Origin of the sequence: Janibacter zhangyanbonis, from assembly GCF_050507325.1 — a bacterium.
Classification (GTDB): Bacteria; Actinomycetota; Actinomycetes; order Actinomycetales; family Dermatophilaceae; genus Janibacter.
The window spans coordinates 266,629-279,815 of sequence record NZ_CP191481.1 but is presented as its reverse complement, the minus strand read 5'-3'; the positions used below and the strand labels follow the sequence as shown (position 1 = coordinate 279,815).

Below are 13,187 nucleotides of genomic sequence, written 5' to 3'. Positions count from 1 at the left end.
CCTAGGGTTTTGCAGAGTTCAGCGGCCGGGGCGGTAGATCCAGCGCAGGATGTCGGCGCGAGCCGCGCGGTAGTCCGCCGACGCCCCCTCGACGAGGTGCTCGACCGGCTCGTCGCCCACCCGGTGCGCGGGCAGGTCCTCGGTGATCCGGAGCGGGCGGCGGCCCCGCGCAGTCGCGCTGGCTCCCGCGCCGACGCGCTCGCCCACGACCTCCACCCGCGTGCGCGGGTCGGGCAGCGCCCGGCGCCACGCCGGCGGCCCCCACGGGGCACCGGCGGCCAGACCGGCCGGCACGGGCGCGGTAGCGGCGAGGTCGACGAGCAGCCGGGCCGTCTCGGCCCCGCCCGTCGTCGCCGGCAGCTGCGCACAGGCATCCCGCAGCTCGGCCGCCGCAGCCGGGTCGAGCAGGCGGGTCACAGCCGCCCGCATCCCCTCGGCGTCACCGGGGTCGACGCTCAGGCAGGCGCCCGCAGCGGCGAGCGTCGCCGCACGGCCGGGCTGGTCGTCGGTGCCCAGCGACTGGCCGGGGACGAGGACGGTCGGGATCCTCGCGCCGAGCAGCTCGTGCACGGAGTTGTAGCCCGCGGCGCTCACCGCCCCGTCGAAGGCCGCGAGCGAGCGCGCGAGCGGATAGGTGTCGGTGAGCAGGTGCACGTCCTCGCCTTCGCTCCCGATCCCGTGGCGGGCCAGGGCCGGGCTCGTCACGGCGACCTGCCACTCGGGAGCGGTGCTGCGCAGCACGTCGAGCGCCACCCGCACAGGGCTCGCGACGTCCTCGAGGGCACCGGTGCCGGGGGTGAGCAGCAGCGCCGGCCGGTCGGGGTCGAGCCCGAGCGCGGCCCGCGCCTGCGCGCGGTCGTGCCGCTCGATCGCGTCGGCGATCGAGATCGGAGCCACCCGGGTCGCGTCGTCGCGGGCGGCGGTCGGCCCGCGGTCACCGGCCGCGGCGAAGTCCCCCGGCTCGACGACGAGGTCGAAGATCCCGGCGTGGGCGAGCCACTCGTCGCCGACGCCGGCACGCCACATCCCCCGCCGCATCCAGACGAAGGGGGTGCCCGCCAGCTGCTCGCGGGCGGCCCGCAGCCCGGCATAGGGGACGACGCCGTCGAAGAGGACGAGGCGGGCGCCGGTCTCGGCGACGAGCGCCCGCAGCCGGTCGGCGAAGTACGGCTCCCAACCGTAGGCGGGGTGCAGCTCTCGCAGCCGCCGGGAGGGACCCCCCTTCGGCAGCCATCCGCTCTTGCGGCTGGGGCAGTACTCCGTGCGCACCCCGGCCAGCTCCGGCAGGCGTCCGGCCGCGACGGCGGTGCGGACCGTCGGCAGGGCCCCCGAGAGGGACATCAGGACGGGGTCGAGCGTGTCCGGCGCGCTGAGCGCGACGGTGAGCTGCCGGGTGAGGTGGCCCATCCCCACGCCGTTGCTCGTCACGAGCAGGACAGGGAGGCGCTGCGACATGCGGCCCACTGTATGGCGGCGATGGTCATCGTCCCGACAGGGCCGGCCGGTATGATCGCGCCAGCCACCGGAGACCCGGTTGCCCCCTGGAACCCCGGGGAGCACGACAACGAGAAGGATGCACAGTGGCGGACGTCGCGATCATCGGCCAGGGATATGTCGGACTTCCCCTGGCCCAGGAGGCCTCCAAGGTCGGGGTCAAGGTCCTCGGCTTCGACATCAACCAGGGCGTCGTCGACGCGCTGAACTCGGGCGTCTCCCACATCGACGACCTCTCGGACGACGACATCCGCGCGATGATCGACGCCGGCTTCGAGGCGACCACCGACCCGGCCCGCCTCGACGAGGTCAAGACCATCGTCATCTGCGTGCCGACCCCCCTCTCGGAGGACGGCGGCCCCGACCTCGGCCCGATCAACTCCGCGGTCAAGACGATCAGCGAGCACGTGCAGCCCGGTCAGACGATCATCCTCGAGTCGACGACCTACCCGGGCACGACCGACGAGGTCGTGCGCCCGGTCCTCGAGGCCGGCGGCCTCGTCGCCGGCAAGGACTTCTTCCTCGCCTTCTCCCCCGAGCGCATCGACCCGGGCAACGAGCAGTTCGGCGCCAAGAACACCCCCAAGGTCGTCGGCGGCCACACCCCGGCCTGCGGTGACGCGGCCGCGGCCTTCTACGGCCAGTTCGTCGACACCGTCGTGCGCGCCAAGGGCACCCGCGAGGCCGAGACGGCCAAGCTGCTCGAGAACACCTACCGCCACATCAACATCGCCCTGGTCAACGAGATGGCGCGCTTCTGCCACGACCTCGACATCGACCTGTGGGACGTCATCGCGGCGGCCAAGACCAAGCCCTTCGGCTTCCAGGCCTTCTACCCCGGCCCCGGCGTCGGCGGTCACTGCATCCCGATCGACCCCAACTACCTGTCGTACAACGTGCGCGCCAAGCTGGGCTACCCCTTCCGCTTCGTCGAGCTGGCCCAGGAGATCAACTCGACGATGCCGGCCTACGTCGTGCAGCGGGCGCAGAACATCCTCAACGAGGACAGCAAGTCGCTGCGCGGTTCGACCGTCCTGCTCCTCGGTGTCACCTACAAGCCCGACATCGCCGACCAGCGCGAGTCGCCGGCGGTCCCGCTGGCCCAGCAGCTGATCGCGAAGGGGGCGAGCGTCCAGTACTTCGACGCCAAGGTCGAGGACTGGAAGGCTGTGCCCGAGGCGACCCGCGCCGACGACCTCGACGCCGCCGTGGCCGCCGCGGACCTGACGGTCCTCGTCCAGAACCACAAGTCCTTCGACGTCGAGGACCTGGCGAGCAAGGCCCAGCGCTTCTTCGACACCCGCGGCGTGGCGGCCGACAGCGACAAGGTCGAGCGCCTGTGACGGAGGCCCCCTCGCGGGCCCCCCTCCCCCCGGCTCTCTCCACCGACGAGGCCGCGGAGCTCGCGGCCAGGCACGGGCTGCGGACGCTCAGCGAGCGTCCGCCGCTGCGCCAGTACGTCGCGGACATCTGGCGGCGGCGGTCCTTCGTCTGGACCCTGTCGTCGGCGCAGTCGTACGCGAAGAACGAGGACAACCACCTCGGTCAGGTCTGGGCGGTGCTCAACCCGCTCTTCCTGATCCTGAGCTACTACGCGATCTTCGGTCTGCTGCTCAAGACGAGCCGGGGGGTCGACAACTTCGTCGGCTTCCTCGCGATCGGCGTCGTGATGTTCTCCTTCACGTCGACGGTCGTCACCCGCGGCGCCAAGGCGATCACGGGCAACCTGTCGATCGTGCGGGCGCTGCACTTCCCCCGGGCGATCCTGCCGATCTCGATCACCCTCACCGAGCTCATCGCGCTGCTGCCCGCGCTCGGGCTGATCCTCGCGCTCATGCTCTTCACCGGGGAGCGGCCGACGTGGGAGTGGCTCCTCTTCCCCGTCGCCGTGGTCATGCAGGCCCTGGCCCTGTCGGGCCTGGCCATGATGGCCGCGCGGCTGGTCAACGCCTCGCGCGACCTGGGCAACCTCATCCCGGTCGTCGTGCGGCTGCTGCGCTACGTGTCGGGCGTCTTCTTCCCCGTCGTGCACTACGCGCAGAACCTGCCGGACGCCGTCGGCAACGTCCTGATCTACCAGCCCTTCGCGCTCATGCTCAACATCGGCCGGCAGTCGCTGCTCGGAGACGAGAGCATCATCGCGCGTGACTGGCTGATGATGGCCGCCTGGGCGATCGCCCTGCCCGTCATCGGGCTGCTCGTCTTCTGGCGCGACGAGGCGAGGTACGGCCGTGGCTGAGCAGGCACCCGAGCAGGTGACGATCGGCGACCCGACGGTCGTCGTCAGCCACCTCGACGTCAAGTACGCCGTCTACGGCGGTGGCCGCATGGGCAGCCCCTCCGGGCAGGGCGAGTCGCGCTCGCTCAAGGACCTCGTCGGGCGCCGTGAGCCGCGGGTGCGCGAGGTGCACGCGGTCAAGGACGTCAGCTTCGTCGCCCGGCACGGCGAGTCCATCGGCATCATCGGCCGCAACGGCTCCGGCAAGTCCACGCTGCTGCGTGCGGTCGCCGGGCTGATCCCCCCGTCGTCCGGCCGCCTGTGGGTGGCCGGTGAGCCCTCGCTGCTGGGGGTCAATGCCGTCCTCATGAGCAAGCTGAGCGGCGAGCGCAACATCTACGTCGGCGCCCAGGCGCTCGGCCTGACCCGCGACGAGATCCGCGAGCGCTTCGACGACATCGTCGAGTTCTCCGGCATCGGCGACGCGGTCTACCTGCCGATGAGCACCTACTCCTCCGGCATGGGCGCGCGGCTGCGCTTCGCGATCTCGACCGCGGCGGCCCCTGACGTGCTGATGATCGACGAGGCGCTCGCGACCGGTGACGCCGACTTCCGCGCCAAGAGCGCCGAGCGGATCGCGGCGATCCGCGAGCAGGCCGGCACGGTCTTCCTCGTCTCGCACTCCAACGGCAACATCCGGCAGATCTGCGACCGCGTGCTGTGGATGGACCAGGGTCGGCTCATCGCCGACGGCCCGACCGAGGAGGTCCTGCCGCTCTACGAGGAGACCCTGCCCAAGCGCGCCAAGAAGCGGGCGGCCACCCCGACGGAGCCCGAGGTGCCGGGCACCCGGCGGTTCGGTGGCGACTCGCGGGTCGACGTCGCCACCTCGCTCACCCGGCACACCTGGGAGCCCGGCGTCGACGGCGCCTTCGTCGTCAGCGTGCACAAGGTCGCCACGGCCCGCGTCGTCGCGCCGATCGCGGCACGGCTGGGCTGGCCGCTGCTGTGGGTACGCCCCGGCTCGGTGCCCTCGGCCACCCGTGACGAGATGCGCCGGCTCGACCCGCAGCGCGTCGTCGTCGTCGGTGGCGAGGACCTCGTCGCGGCGTCGACGGCCGACCGTCTCGAGGACATGCTCGGCCGGCCGGTCGAGCGCATCGGCGAGGACGACCCCGCCATCACCTCGGCCCGGCTGCTGCGCGACTTCCCGCCGCGCGACCGAGAGGTCGTCCACGTGACCCTCCCGGCGAGCGGTGGCCGCGCCCCCGCGATCTCGCAGATGGCCGCCGAGAGCGGTCGGGCGGTCGTCGTGTGCGAGGAGACCCACGTGCCCGACGAGCTCGTGAGTGCCCTCGCCGACCTCGCGCCCGAGCGACTCATGCTCGACGGCAACGAGGAGGACTGGTCGCTCGACGTCGTCCAGCGCCTGCAGGAGGCGACCGGCGCCGAGGTGACCTTCGGGCCGACCGAGGGCCCGATGGCCCTCGCCGCGGGCCTCTACGCCGACGCGCCGACCGGTGGCACGGTCCTCGTCTCGGCACACACGACGGGGGTCGAGACGCTCAGCGCGGTCGTCGCCGCGGCGCACACCGGCAGCCCGCTGCTGCTCCTGCGCAGCGACCGGGTCCCGGCGGCGGTCAGGCGCACCCTCGAGCGCCTCGCCCCGACCGAGATCGGCCTCGCCGGCACGATCGACGGGCTCTCCCCTGCCCTGCGGGCCGAGCTCGGCGAGCTCGTCCCCGCGTCGTCCTCCGAGGCCTGACTCCCACGCCGGGTCGATGTACGACGGTGCGCTGGGACGCACCCGCGCACATCGACCCGCGGCGCAGGCCCCGCGTCAGCGCCGGGGGGAGCGGGCGGCGGCGACCTCGGTGAGGGCCGCGACGAAGGCGGCGCCTCCCTTCGCCCAGTCGTAGCGCTCGCGCACGAGCTCACGACCGCGGCGCCCCTTCGCCGCGGCCTCCTCCGGCGTCCGCCACAGGCGAAGCACGGCATCGGCGGCCGCCTGCACGTCCTCGAAGGGCACGACGAGACCTCCCCCGGACTCCTCGACGAGCTCGCGGGCCAGCGGCAGGGGCGTCGTGACGGCAGGGACGCCGTGGGCGAGGTACTCGACGACCTTTGTCGGCATCGAGCCGCGGTAGTTGGGCAGGTCGCGCAGCAGCGCGAGCCCGGCGAGGGCGCCGTCGATGGTCGCCATCGCCCGCTCGGCGGGCTGGAAGCCGTGCCACACGACGATCCCCTCGGCGACCCCGGCCTCCATCGCCGCCCGCGAGGCCTCGTCACGGGCCGGGCCGACGACCTCGAGCGTGATCGCCCCGTCGGACCCGGCATGCGCCCGCCGCGCCACCTCGACCATCGCCTCGCTGCCACGGGCGGTCGTCAGGTTGCCGACGTGCACCAGGCGCGCGCCCCCGGCCGGAGGGACCGTCTCGGGCACGACGACGGCATTGGGCACGACGGTGTGCTCGCGGCGGAAGCGCCCCGCGTAGGCGTGCTCGGCGAGCAGCAGCGGGTGCCGGCGCTCGACGAGTCGCTCGGCGCCGCGCCAGGCGGCGGCCACGGGACGCCGCAGGGGGGCCGGCAGCCAGTCCTTGACGACGAGGGCGCCGGCGGGGTCCTCGTGGACGTCCCAGACGAGGTGGCGCAGCCCCAGCCCGGCGAGGGCGGGCACGAGCTCGGGGTCGTGGACGAGGACGACGTCGTGGTCGGGAGCGAGCCGTCGCACGGCCGTGCGGGCGGCCCGGGCCGCGGTCAACCGGTCCCGGCCGGCGGCGCGGGGCAGGTCTCGGCAGGTCAGGCCGTCGGCCGGTGCGGGCACGGCCAGGTCGTGGGCGACGAAGGGGGCGAGATAGGTGACCTGCCAGCCCGCCGCGAGCAGCGCGGAGATCTCGCGATGGCGGATCCGGGAGTCCTGCGGGTGGTGCACGACGGTGACGACGAGGGCGCGAAGGGGGGTCCCCGCGGTGGTCCCGCTCACGTCAGCTCCTGTCGTCGTGCCGTCCGGGCCGATCCTACGTCTCGCCGCGCTGGACCGATGGGACGGAACAGCCGTGGACCATGTACCGTTGACCTCACGAGAAACCACACAGATCCGGGTCCGCTCTGGTAGTTCTGCCGTCCCCACGGGGCGGCGGGAGGATCAGCGCCGACCCGCACTAGCGTAATGAGGGGGTCACGCCATGGGGCGCGGCCGAGCGAAGGCGAAGCAGACCAAGGTTGCCCGCGAGCTGAAGTACTACTCGCCGGACACCGACCTGCGAGCGCTGGAGGCGGAACTTCACGGTCAGTCCAACCAGCCGACGCGACGCGCCACGCGCGACGACGTCGACGAGGCGGATGACGACGACTACGACGCCTGGAGCACCCCCGAGCGGTGACGCTCCGGGGTCAGATCAACCCCTGACGACGCGCCTCCGCGGCAGCCGCCTCACGGCGCCGCACCCCGAGACGACCGTACGTGTGGGACAGGTGTGACTTCACGCTCGAGAGGCTGAGGTAGAGCCGCTCGGCGATCTCCTGGTTGCCCAGGCCCGCGTCGACGAGCCGCAGCACCTCGACCTCCCGCTCCGTCAGCGGCGGCGCCTCGCGCCGCACCCGCTGCACGAGCGGGCCGGTCGTCGGCTGGTCGAGCTCGGCGACGTCACCCCGGGCGGCAGCCCGCAGCGCGGCACCGATCTGCACCGGCGTGCTCGACTCCGCGAGGCAGCCGTGCGCTCCTGCGGTGATGACCTCGTCGGCGAGGTGGGTCTCCTCGGTGAGGACCACCCACGCGGGCCGCTCGGGCGCCCGCACACCACGCAGCAGACCGACCGGGCCCTGCGCATGCCCGAGGTCCCCGAGCAGCACGACGACGTCGACGTCGGGCGTCGAGGCGATCTCGTGGACCGTCGCGGCAGGGGTGAGCAGGTCGAGGTCCGGCTCTGCGGCCAGGACGGCGACGAGGGCCTGGCGGCGACGCTCGTCGGCGTCGGCCACGAGGACCCGTACCGCGGGTGTCAGGCGTGCTCCCCGACGACCTGCACGGCCCCGCCGTGCACTCCCTTCGCCCCCTGGACGACCTCGACGCCGGCCACCGGCTCGGTCGTGGCGGCGTCGGCGACCTCGCCGAGGACCCAGGCGTCGATGCCGGCGGCCCGGGAGCGGGCGATGGCCGCATCCACGCTGGCCTGCGGCAGGGCCGCGACAAAGCCGATGCCCATGTTGAGGGTCCGCTCGAGGTCGGCCCGAGGGACGGCACCGAGCTCCCCGACGAGGGAGAAGATCGGCGGCGGGGTCCACGAGGCGCGATCGACGCGGGCGATGGTGCCCTGCGGGAGCACCCGGGCGAGGTTGGCCGCGAGGCCACCGCCGGTGACGTGGCTGAGGGCGTGCACGTCGACGTCGTCGGCGCGCACGAGGTCGAGCAGGGCCCGCGAGTAGATACGGGTCGGCTCGAGCAGCTCGTCGCCGAGGGCGCGGCCGAGCTCGTCGACGTGACGGTCGAGCTGCCAGCCGGCGGCGGCGATGACGCGGCGCACCAGCGAGTAGCCGTTGGAGTGCAGGCCCGAGGAGGCCAGCGCGACGACGACGTCGCCCGCGGCCACCCGGTCGGGACCGAGGACCTCGTCGTGCTCGACGACACCCGTCGCGGCACCGGCGACGTCGTACTCGTCGGGGTCGAGCAGGCCGGGGTGCTCGGCGGTCTCGCCGCCGACGAGGGCGACGCCCGCGAGCTCGCAGCCCCGCGCGATGCCGCCGACGATCGCGGCGATGCGCTCGGGCACGACGCGGCCGGTGGCGATGTAGTCGGTCATGAAGAGCGGCTCGGCGCCGCAGACGACGATGTCGTCGACGACCATGCCGACGAGGTCCTGACCGATCGTGTCGTGCCGGTCCATCGCCTGGGCGATGGCGACCTTGGTGCCGACACCGTCGGTGGAGGTCGCGAGCACGGGTCGGCGCATGCCCTGCAGGGCGCTCGCGTCGAACATCCCGGCGAAGCCGCCGAGGCCGCCGAGGACCTCGGGGCGGGTGGCGCGGCGGACCGACTCCTTCATCAGGTCGACGGCCTTGTCACCGGCCTCGACGTCGACGCCGGCGTCGGCGTAGGTGATCGGGGTCTGCGACGGGGTGGTCTCGGGGGTCGTCACGGGCGTCGTACCGCTTCCTCGGTCGGGGTGAACTCCAGCTCGAGCAGCGACTTGCCGAGACGGTCCTCGCTCGGCAGCTCCATCGGGTAGGTCCCGGAGAAGCAGGCCGTGCACAGCTCGTCGCGCGACTGCTCGGTCGCCGCGATCATGCCGTCCTCGCTGATATAGCCGAGCGAGTCGGCGCCCAGCGAGGTGCAGATCTCGTCGACACCGAGGCCGGTCGCGATGAGCTCGGCCCGGGTGGCGAAGTCGATGCCGAAGAAGCAGGGCCACTTGATCGGTGGCGAGGAGATGCGCACGTGCACCTCGGCGGCGCCGGCCTCGCGCAGCATCCGCACGACGGCCCGCTGGGTGTTGCCGCGCACGATCGAGTCGTCGACGATGACCAGCCGCCGGCCCTTGATGACGTGGTGCAGGGGGTTGAGCTTGAGCCGGATGCCGAGCTGGCGGATCGTCTGGCTCGGCTGGATGAAGGTGCGGCCGACGTAGGCGTTCTTGACCAGGCCCTGCCCGAAGGGGATGCCCGACTCCTGGGCGTAGCCGATGGCGGCCGGGGTTCCCGACTCGGGCGTCGCGATGACCAGGTCGGCCTCGACCGGGTGCTCGCGGGCCAGGGCGCGGCCCATCTCGACCCGGGCCTCGTGGACCGTGCGCCCGTTGATCGTCGTGTCGGGGCGGGCCAGGTAGACGTACTCGAAGACGCAGCCCTTGCGCGTCGGCTCGGCGAAGCTGCGGGTGCGCAGGCCGTCCTCGTCGATGGCGACGAGCTCTCCGGGCTCGACCTCGCGGACGAAGGAGGCGCCGACGATGTCGAGCGCCGCCGTCTCGGAGGCGACGACCCAGCCGCGCTCGAGCCGGCCGATGACGAGCGGGCGCAGGCCCTGCGGGTCGCGGGCGGCGTAGAGGGTGTCCTCGTTCATGAAGACGAAGCAGAAGGCGCCGCTCAGCTGGGGCAGCAGCTCCATCGCCGCCTCCTCGAGGGAGCGGTCCTGCTCGCCGGCCAGGAGCGCGGTCACGAGGGCGGTGTCCGTCGTGTTGCCGCGGCGCAGCTCGCCCTTCGACAGGCCCCGCCAGGTGCCGTCGACCTCGGGGGTCTCGGAGCGCGACTCGACGAGCTCGAGCAGCTCGGCGGAGTTGATGAGGTTGCCGTTGTGCGCGAGCGCGACCGTGCCGGCGTCGTGGCCGCCGAGGGTGGGCTGCGCATTTTCCCACGTGGACCCGCCGGTCGTGGAGTAGCGGCAGTGGCCGACGGCGATGTGACCGCGAAGGGTGGACAGGCTCCGCTCGTCGAAGACCTGGGAAACCAGCCCCATGTCCTTGTAGACGAGGATCTGCTGGCCGTTGCTCGTGGCGATGCCCGCGGACTCCTGCCCGCGGTGCTGCAGGGCGTAGAGCCCGTAGTAGGTCAGCTTGGCGACGTCCTCACCCGGCGCCCAGACGCCGAAGACACCGCAAGCATCCTGCGGTCCCTTCTCGCCGGGGAGCAGGTCGTGGGACAGGTTTCCGTCTCCGCGTGGCACGAGGTCCAGTCTCCCACACGGCCCGCGCCGCTCAGCCCCCCAGCCGGGTGCTGAGCACGCCCAGCACGGCGGCGATCTCGCGACGGCTGCGATCCAGCTCACCGATGCGCGCATCGAGGACCTCGAGCTGGTCCCGCAGGATGTCGGACCGCTCCGCGTCGCTCATGGTCGACCAGTGCTGCATCCGGGTGCGCATGTCGTCGAGGCCGAAGCCCGCGGCCCGACCGGCGAGGACGAGGGCCAGACGCTGCTCGGCCTCGGGCGTGTAGTCGCGGTAGCCGTTGGGCAGGCGCCGCACCTGCCCGGGGCTGAACATGTCGCGCTCCTCGTAGTAGCGGATCGCCGACGGCGCCAGGCCCGTGCGGCGGGCGAGCTCTCCGATGCGCATGCCAGCTCCCGGCTCTCGAGGACTTGACCTTCAAGCCGCTTGAAACTCTAGCGTCGAGCCGTGACCACGCCCCTCGCCCTCGCCGCCGCCGCCGCACTCTTCGTCTGCCGACTCGGTCTCTTCGCGCTGCTGCACCTGCGGCCCGGGGGGATCGACCCCCTTCGGCACGCGGTGAGCGACTACGCGCGCTCGACGTCACCGGCGACGCGGCGCCTCGCCACGGCGGCGTCGCGGGCCGCGGCCGCCGCCTGGGCCGTGCTGGGTCTGGCCGCGCTGACCGTGCCGGCCCCCGCCCGCAGCGTGCCGCTCGGGCTCTGGCTGCTGGCACTGGCCGCGGTGCTCGCGACGATGCCGCACGTGCCGACCGACGGCCCGGGCGCCGAGACGACGCCGCTCGGCCGGCTGCACATGGTGCTGGCGGTCGCGTGGTTCACCATCGCCTACTCGACGATCGGACCGACCGGGGACCTGCTCGTCCGGCTCACGGGGGCGGCGCCGCCCGGCCTGGCCCTGCTCGACCACGTCGCCGCGGTCGCGCTCGTGTGCCTCGTCGTCTCGCTGGTCGTGCGGCCGCTGCGGTCGCGGACCTTCGGGGTGAGCGAGCGGGCCTTCATCCTCGCCGTCACCCTCGCACCGCTCGTCTCGGCGGTGGCGTTGGCGCGGGCCTGAGGACTACTTGCGATAGGTGAGCAGGGCGACGACGACCGCGCCGACGAAGCCACCGACGCACAGGCCGAGCACGCTCATGAAGCCGAGGGCGGCGCCCGGGTCGTAGTCGATGTTGAAGCCGGCGTTGCGGTCGGGGCCGAGCATGCTGACGACGCCGAAGACGACCAGGCCGATGATCGCCCCCGTCACGATGAAGGGGACGGGCTTGGGGTTGCTCCGGGGACGCTGCGCACTCACGCCTCCATCGTAGGTTGGATCCATGAGCAGCCAGCGCCCGCATGCCGATGTCCCCGGGATGAAGCTCCCTGCGCCGCGCACCCCCGACCCGGCGGCCGCGCCCGGTCTGCGGTGGGGCCTGCTCGGTGCCGGGTGGATCGCCGGGCAGATGGCGATCTCGCTGCGCGGCACCGCCCAGCAGGTCGTCGCGGTCGGCTCGCGGGACACGCAGCGCGCGCAGGCCTTCGTCGGCGAGCACGTCCCCGGCGCGCGGGCCCACGGCAGCTATGCCGACCTCGTCGCCGACCCGGAGGTCGACGTCGTCCACGTCGCCAGCCCGCACAGCGAGCACCTCGAGCACGCGCTCCTCGCGATCCGCGCCGGCAAGCACGTGCTCGTCGAGAAGCCTCTGGCCCCCACGGCCGACGAGGCCGCGCAGATCGCCGCCGCAGCCCGCGAGGCCGGTGTCTTCTGCATGGAGGCGATGTGGACCCGCTTCCTCCCCCACATCGACGTCCTGCGTCAGGTGCTTGACGCCCGGATGCTCGGCGAGGTGAGCACGGTGCTCGCCGACCACTCGATCCAGCTGTGGCCCGACGGCCCCGAGCGGCTGGCGAGCCCGGACCTCGCGGGCGGCGCGATGCTCGACCTGGGGATCTACCCGCTCTCCTTCGCCTCGCTCGTCCTCGGCGGGATCAGCTCGGCGGCCGGGCTGGGGTCGCTCACCGACCGTGGCGTCGACCGTCGGGTCGCCTTCGTCGTCCAGGGCCCGGGCGGAGCGGTCGCCTCGTGCGCCACCGACATGTCCGTCTCGTCGCCGACTACCGCCTCGGTCAACGGCACGTGGGCCCGCCTCGAGCTCGAGACGCAGTTCTACACCCCGACGACGATGCGACTGGTCGGCGCCGACGGCGTCGTCCTCGACACGATGGCGGGTGACCCGATCGAGAAGCACCGCGGCCTGCGGCACGAGGCCACGGAGGTGGCCGTGCGGGTCACCGCCGGCGAGACCGAGTCGCCGGTCATGCCCCTCGCCGAGAGCGTGCGGGTGCTCGAGGTCGCCGAGGAGCTGCTCAGCTCCCTTCGGTCCGCACGACCTTGAGGAAATGCGAACCGGAGGCGCACGACCTCAGGGAGATGCGGTGAGCGGGAGGTGGGCGGACAGGTCGGTCCGCTGACCGCTCACCCGCACCCGGCCCGAGGCGACGCCGTCGGCCCACGCGAGGTCACCGACGGCCAGCTCCAGCCAGGTCTGCGGGTCGGTCTCGACGACCGCCGGCGGGGTGCCGCGGGTGTGCACCGGCCCCTCGACGCACTGCGCCGCGGCGAAGGGAGGCACCCGCACCTCGACGCTGCGGCCGGGGGCCACGTCGGCGAGCTCGGCGACCGTGTGCCGCACCGCGGTCGCCACCGTCGCCCGGTCGACCGCCGAGCGGTCGTCGCTGGCGGACCACGCGTGCAGCGCGGCCCACCCTTCGTCCACGGGAATGCGTCGTCGTCCGGCCACGGCGTCAGTCTCCCACCACCAGAGGTTCACCCGACCGTCA

General features: G+C 73.2%; 14 protein-coding genes. 6 read left to right on the top strand and 8 right to left on the bottom strand.

Annotated features, from left to right (window positions below; genetic code table 11):
• Nucleotides 1-18 precede the first annotated feature (18 nt).
• Entirely contained in the window at nt 19-1,455 is a 1,437-nt protein-coding gene (locus ACQBJO_RS01375; protein WP_421008044.1) for a hypothetical protein, read from the bottom strand.
• Between the two features lie 125 nt (nt 1,456-1,580).
• Between ACQBJO_RS01375 and ACQBJO_RS01370 the strand changes: the two genes are divergently transcribed.
• The 3 genes from ACQBJO_RS01370 to ACQBJO_RS01360 are packed head-to-tail and all read left to right on the top strand — an operon-like array spanning nt 1,581 to nt 5,477.
• Nucleotides 1,581-2,837 (top strand): nucleotide sugar dehydrogenase, encoded by a 1,257-nt coding sequence (locus ACQBJO_RS01370; protein ID WP_421008043.1) that lies wholly within the window; start codon nt 1,581-1,583, stop codon nt 2,835-2,837.
• On the top strand, nt 2,834-3,733 hold the full coding sequence (locus ACQBJO_RS01365) for an ABC transporter permease (RefSeq protein WP_255185084.1): 900 nt from the start codon (nt 2,834-2,836) through the stop codon (nt 3,731-3,733). Before ACQBJO_RS01370 ends, ACQBJO_RS01365 begins: the two co-directional genes overlap by 4 nt.
• The gene (locus ACQBJO_RS01360) at nt 3,726-5,477 is read left to right on the top strand and encodes an ATP-binding cassette domain-containing protein (protein ID WP_421008042.1); all 1,752 of its coding nucleotides are present in this window, start codon (nt 3,726-3,728) and stop codon (nt 5,475-5,477) included. The genes ACQBJO_RS01365 and ACQBJO_RS01360 overlap by 8 nt, the downstream gene beginning before the upstream one ends.
• Before the next feature lie 75 nt (nt 5,478-5,552).
• Here the strand turns inward: ACQBJO_RS01360 and ACQBJO_RS01355 are convergent, their stop codons facing one another.
• The gene (locus ACQBJO_RS01355) at nt 5,553-6,695 is read right to left on the bottom strand and encodes a glycosyltransferase (RefSeq protein WP_421008041.1); all 1,143 of its coding nucleotides are present in this window, start codon (nt 6,693-6,695) and stop codon (nt 5,553-5,555) included.
• Between the two features lie 202 nt (nt 6,696-6,897).
• Between ACQBJO_RS01355 and ACQBJO_RS01350 the strand changes: the two genes are divergently transcribed.
• Nucleotides 6,898-7,095 carry a DUF3073 domain-containing protein gene (locus ACQBJO_RS01350; protein ID WP_421008040.1) on the top strand — a complete coding sequence of 66 codons (198 nt, stop codon included), beginning with the start codon at nt 6,898-6,900 and terminating at the stop codon, nt 7,093-7,095.
• 10 nt (nt 7,096-7,105) lie between these two features.
• Here ACQBJO_RS01350 and ACQBJO_RS01345 read toward each other — a convergent pair whose 3' ends face one another.
• The 4 genes from ACQBJO_RS01345 to ACQBJO_RS01330 are packed head-to-tail and all read right to left on the bottom strand — an operon-like array spanning nt 7,106 to nt 10,755.
• Nucleotides 7,106-7,693 (bottom strand): helix-turn-helix transcriptional regulator, encoded by a 588-nt coding sequence (locus ACQBJO_RS01345; RefSeq protein ID WP_255185081.1) that lies wholly within the window; start codon nt 7,691-7,693, stop codon nt 7,106-7,108.
• Between the two features lie 20 nt (nt 7,694-7,713).
• The gene (purM, locus tag ACQBJO_RS01340; RefSeq protein WP_421008039.1) at nt 7,714-8,847 is read right to left on the bottom strand and encodes a phosphoribosylformylglycinamidine cyclo-ligase; all 1,134 of its coding nucleotides are present in this window, start codon (nt 8,845-8,847) and stop codon (nt 7,714-7,716) included.
• Entirely contained in the window at nt 8,844-10,367 is a 1,524-nt protein-coding gene (gene purF / locus ACQBJO_RS01335; protein WP_255185079.1) for an amidophosphoribosyltransferase, read from the bottom strand. The genes purM and purF overlap by 4 nt, the downstream gene beginning before the upstream one ends.
• A gap of 31 nt (nt 10,368-10,398) precedes the next feature.
• The gene (locus ACQBJO_RS01330; protein ID WP_421008038.1) at nt 10,399-10,755 is read right to left on the bottom strand and encodes a MerR family transcriptional regulator; all 357 of its coding nucleotides are present in this window, start codon (nt 10,753-10,755) and stop codon (nt 10,399-10,401) included.
• A gap of 60 nt (nt 10,756-10,815) precedes the next feature.
• Here ACQBJO_RS01330 and ACQBJO_RS01325 point away from each other — a divergent pair, with 60 nt between their 5' ends.
• Nucleotides 10,816-11,424 (top strand): DUF998 domain-containing protein, encoded by a 609-nt coding sequence (locus ACQBJO_RS01325; RefSeq protein ID WP_421008037.1) that lies wholly within the window; start codon nt 10,816-10,818, stop codon nt 11,422-11,424.
• Nucleotides 11,425-11,427: 3 nt separating this feature from the next.
• On the opposite strand, the gene ACQBJO_RS01320 is transcribed toward ACQBJO_RS01325, so the two are convergent.
• Nucleotides 11,428-11,661, bottom strand: a complete 234-nt coding sequence (locus ACQBJO_RS01320; RefSeq protein ID WP_255185075.1) for a hypothetical protein — start codon at nt 11,659-11,661, stop codon at nt 11,428-11,430.
• Nucleotides 11,662-11,683: 22 nt separating this feature from the next.
• On the opposite strand from ACQBJO_RS01320, the gene ACQBJO_RS01315 reads away from it, so the two are divergent.
• The gene (locus ACQBJO_RS01315) at nt 11,684-12,742 is read left to right on the top strand and encodes a Gfo/Idh/MocA family protein (protein WP_421008036.1); all 1,059 of its coding nucleotides are present in this window, start codon (nt 11,684-11,686) and stop codon (nt 12,740-12,742) included.
• 27 nt (nt 12,743-12,769) lie between these two features.
• On the opposite strand, the gene ACQBJO_RS01310 is transcribed toward ACQBJO_RS01315, so the two are convergent.
• Nucleotides 12,770-13,147, bottom strand: coding sequence for a sterol carrier family protein (locus tag ACQBJO_RS01310; RefSeq protein ID WP_421008035.1), 378 nt, complete (start codon nt 13,145-13,147; stop codon nt 12,770-12,772).
• Nucleotides 13,148-13,187 lie beyond the last annotated feature (40 nt).

Bases quoted from the DNA above. Each gene is read 5' to 3' on its own strand.
- ACQBJO_RS01330 (WP_421008038.1), bottom strand. From the start codon at position 10,755: ATGCGCATCGGAGAGCTCGCCCGCCGCACGGGCCTGGCGCCGTCGGCG.
- ACQBJO_RS01375 (WP_421008044.1), bottom strand. From the start codon at position 1,455: ATGTCGCAGCGCCTCCCTGTCCTGCTCGTGACGAGCAACGGCGTGGGG.
- ACQBJO_RS01315 (WP_421008036.1), top strand. From the start codon at position 11,684: ATGAGCAGCCAGCGCCCGCATGCCGATGTCCCCGGGATGAAGCTCCCT.
- ACQBJO_RS01350 (WP_421008040.1), top strand. From the start codon at position 6,898: ATGGGGCGCGGCCGAGCGAAGGCGAAGCAGACCAAGGTTGCCCGCGAG.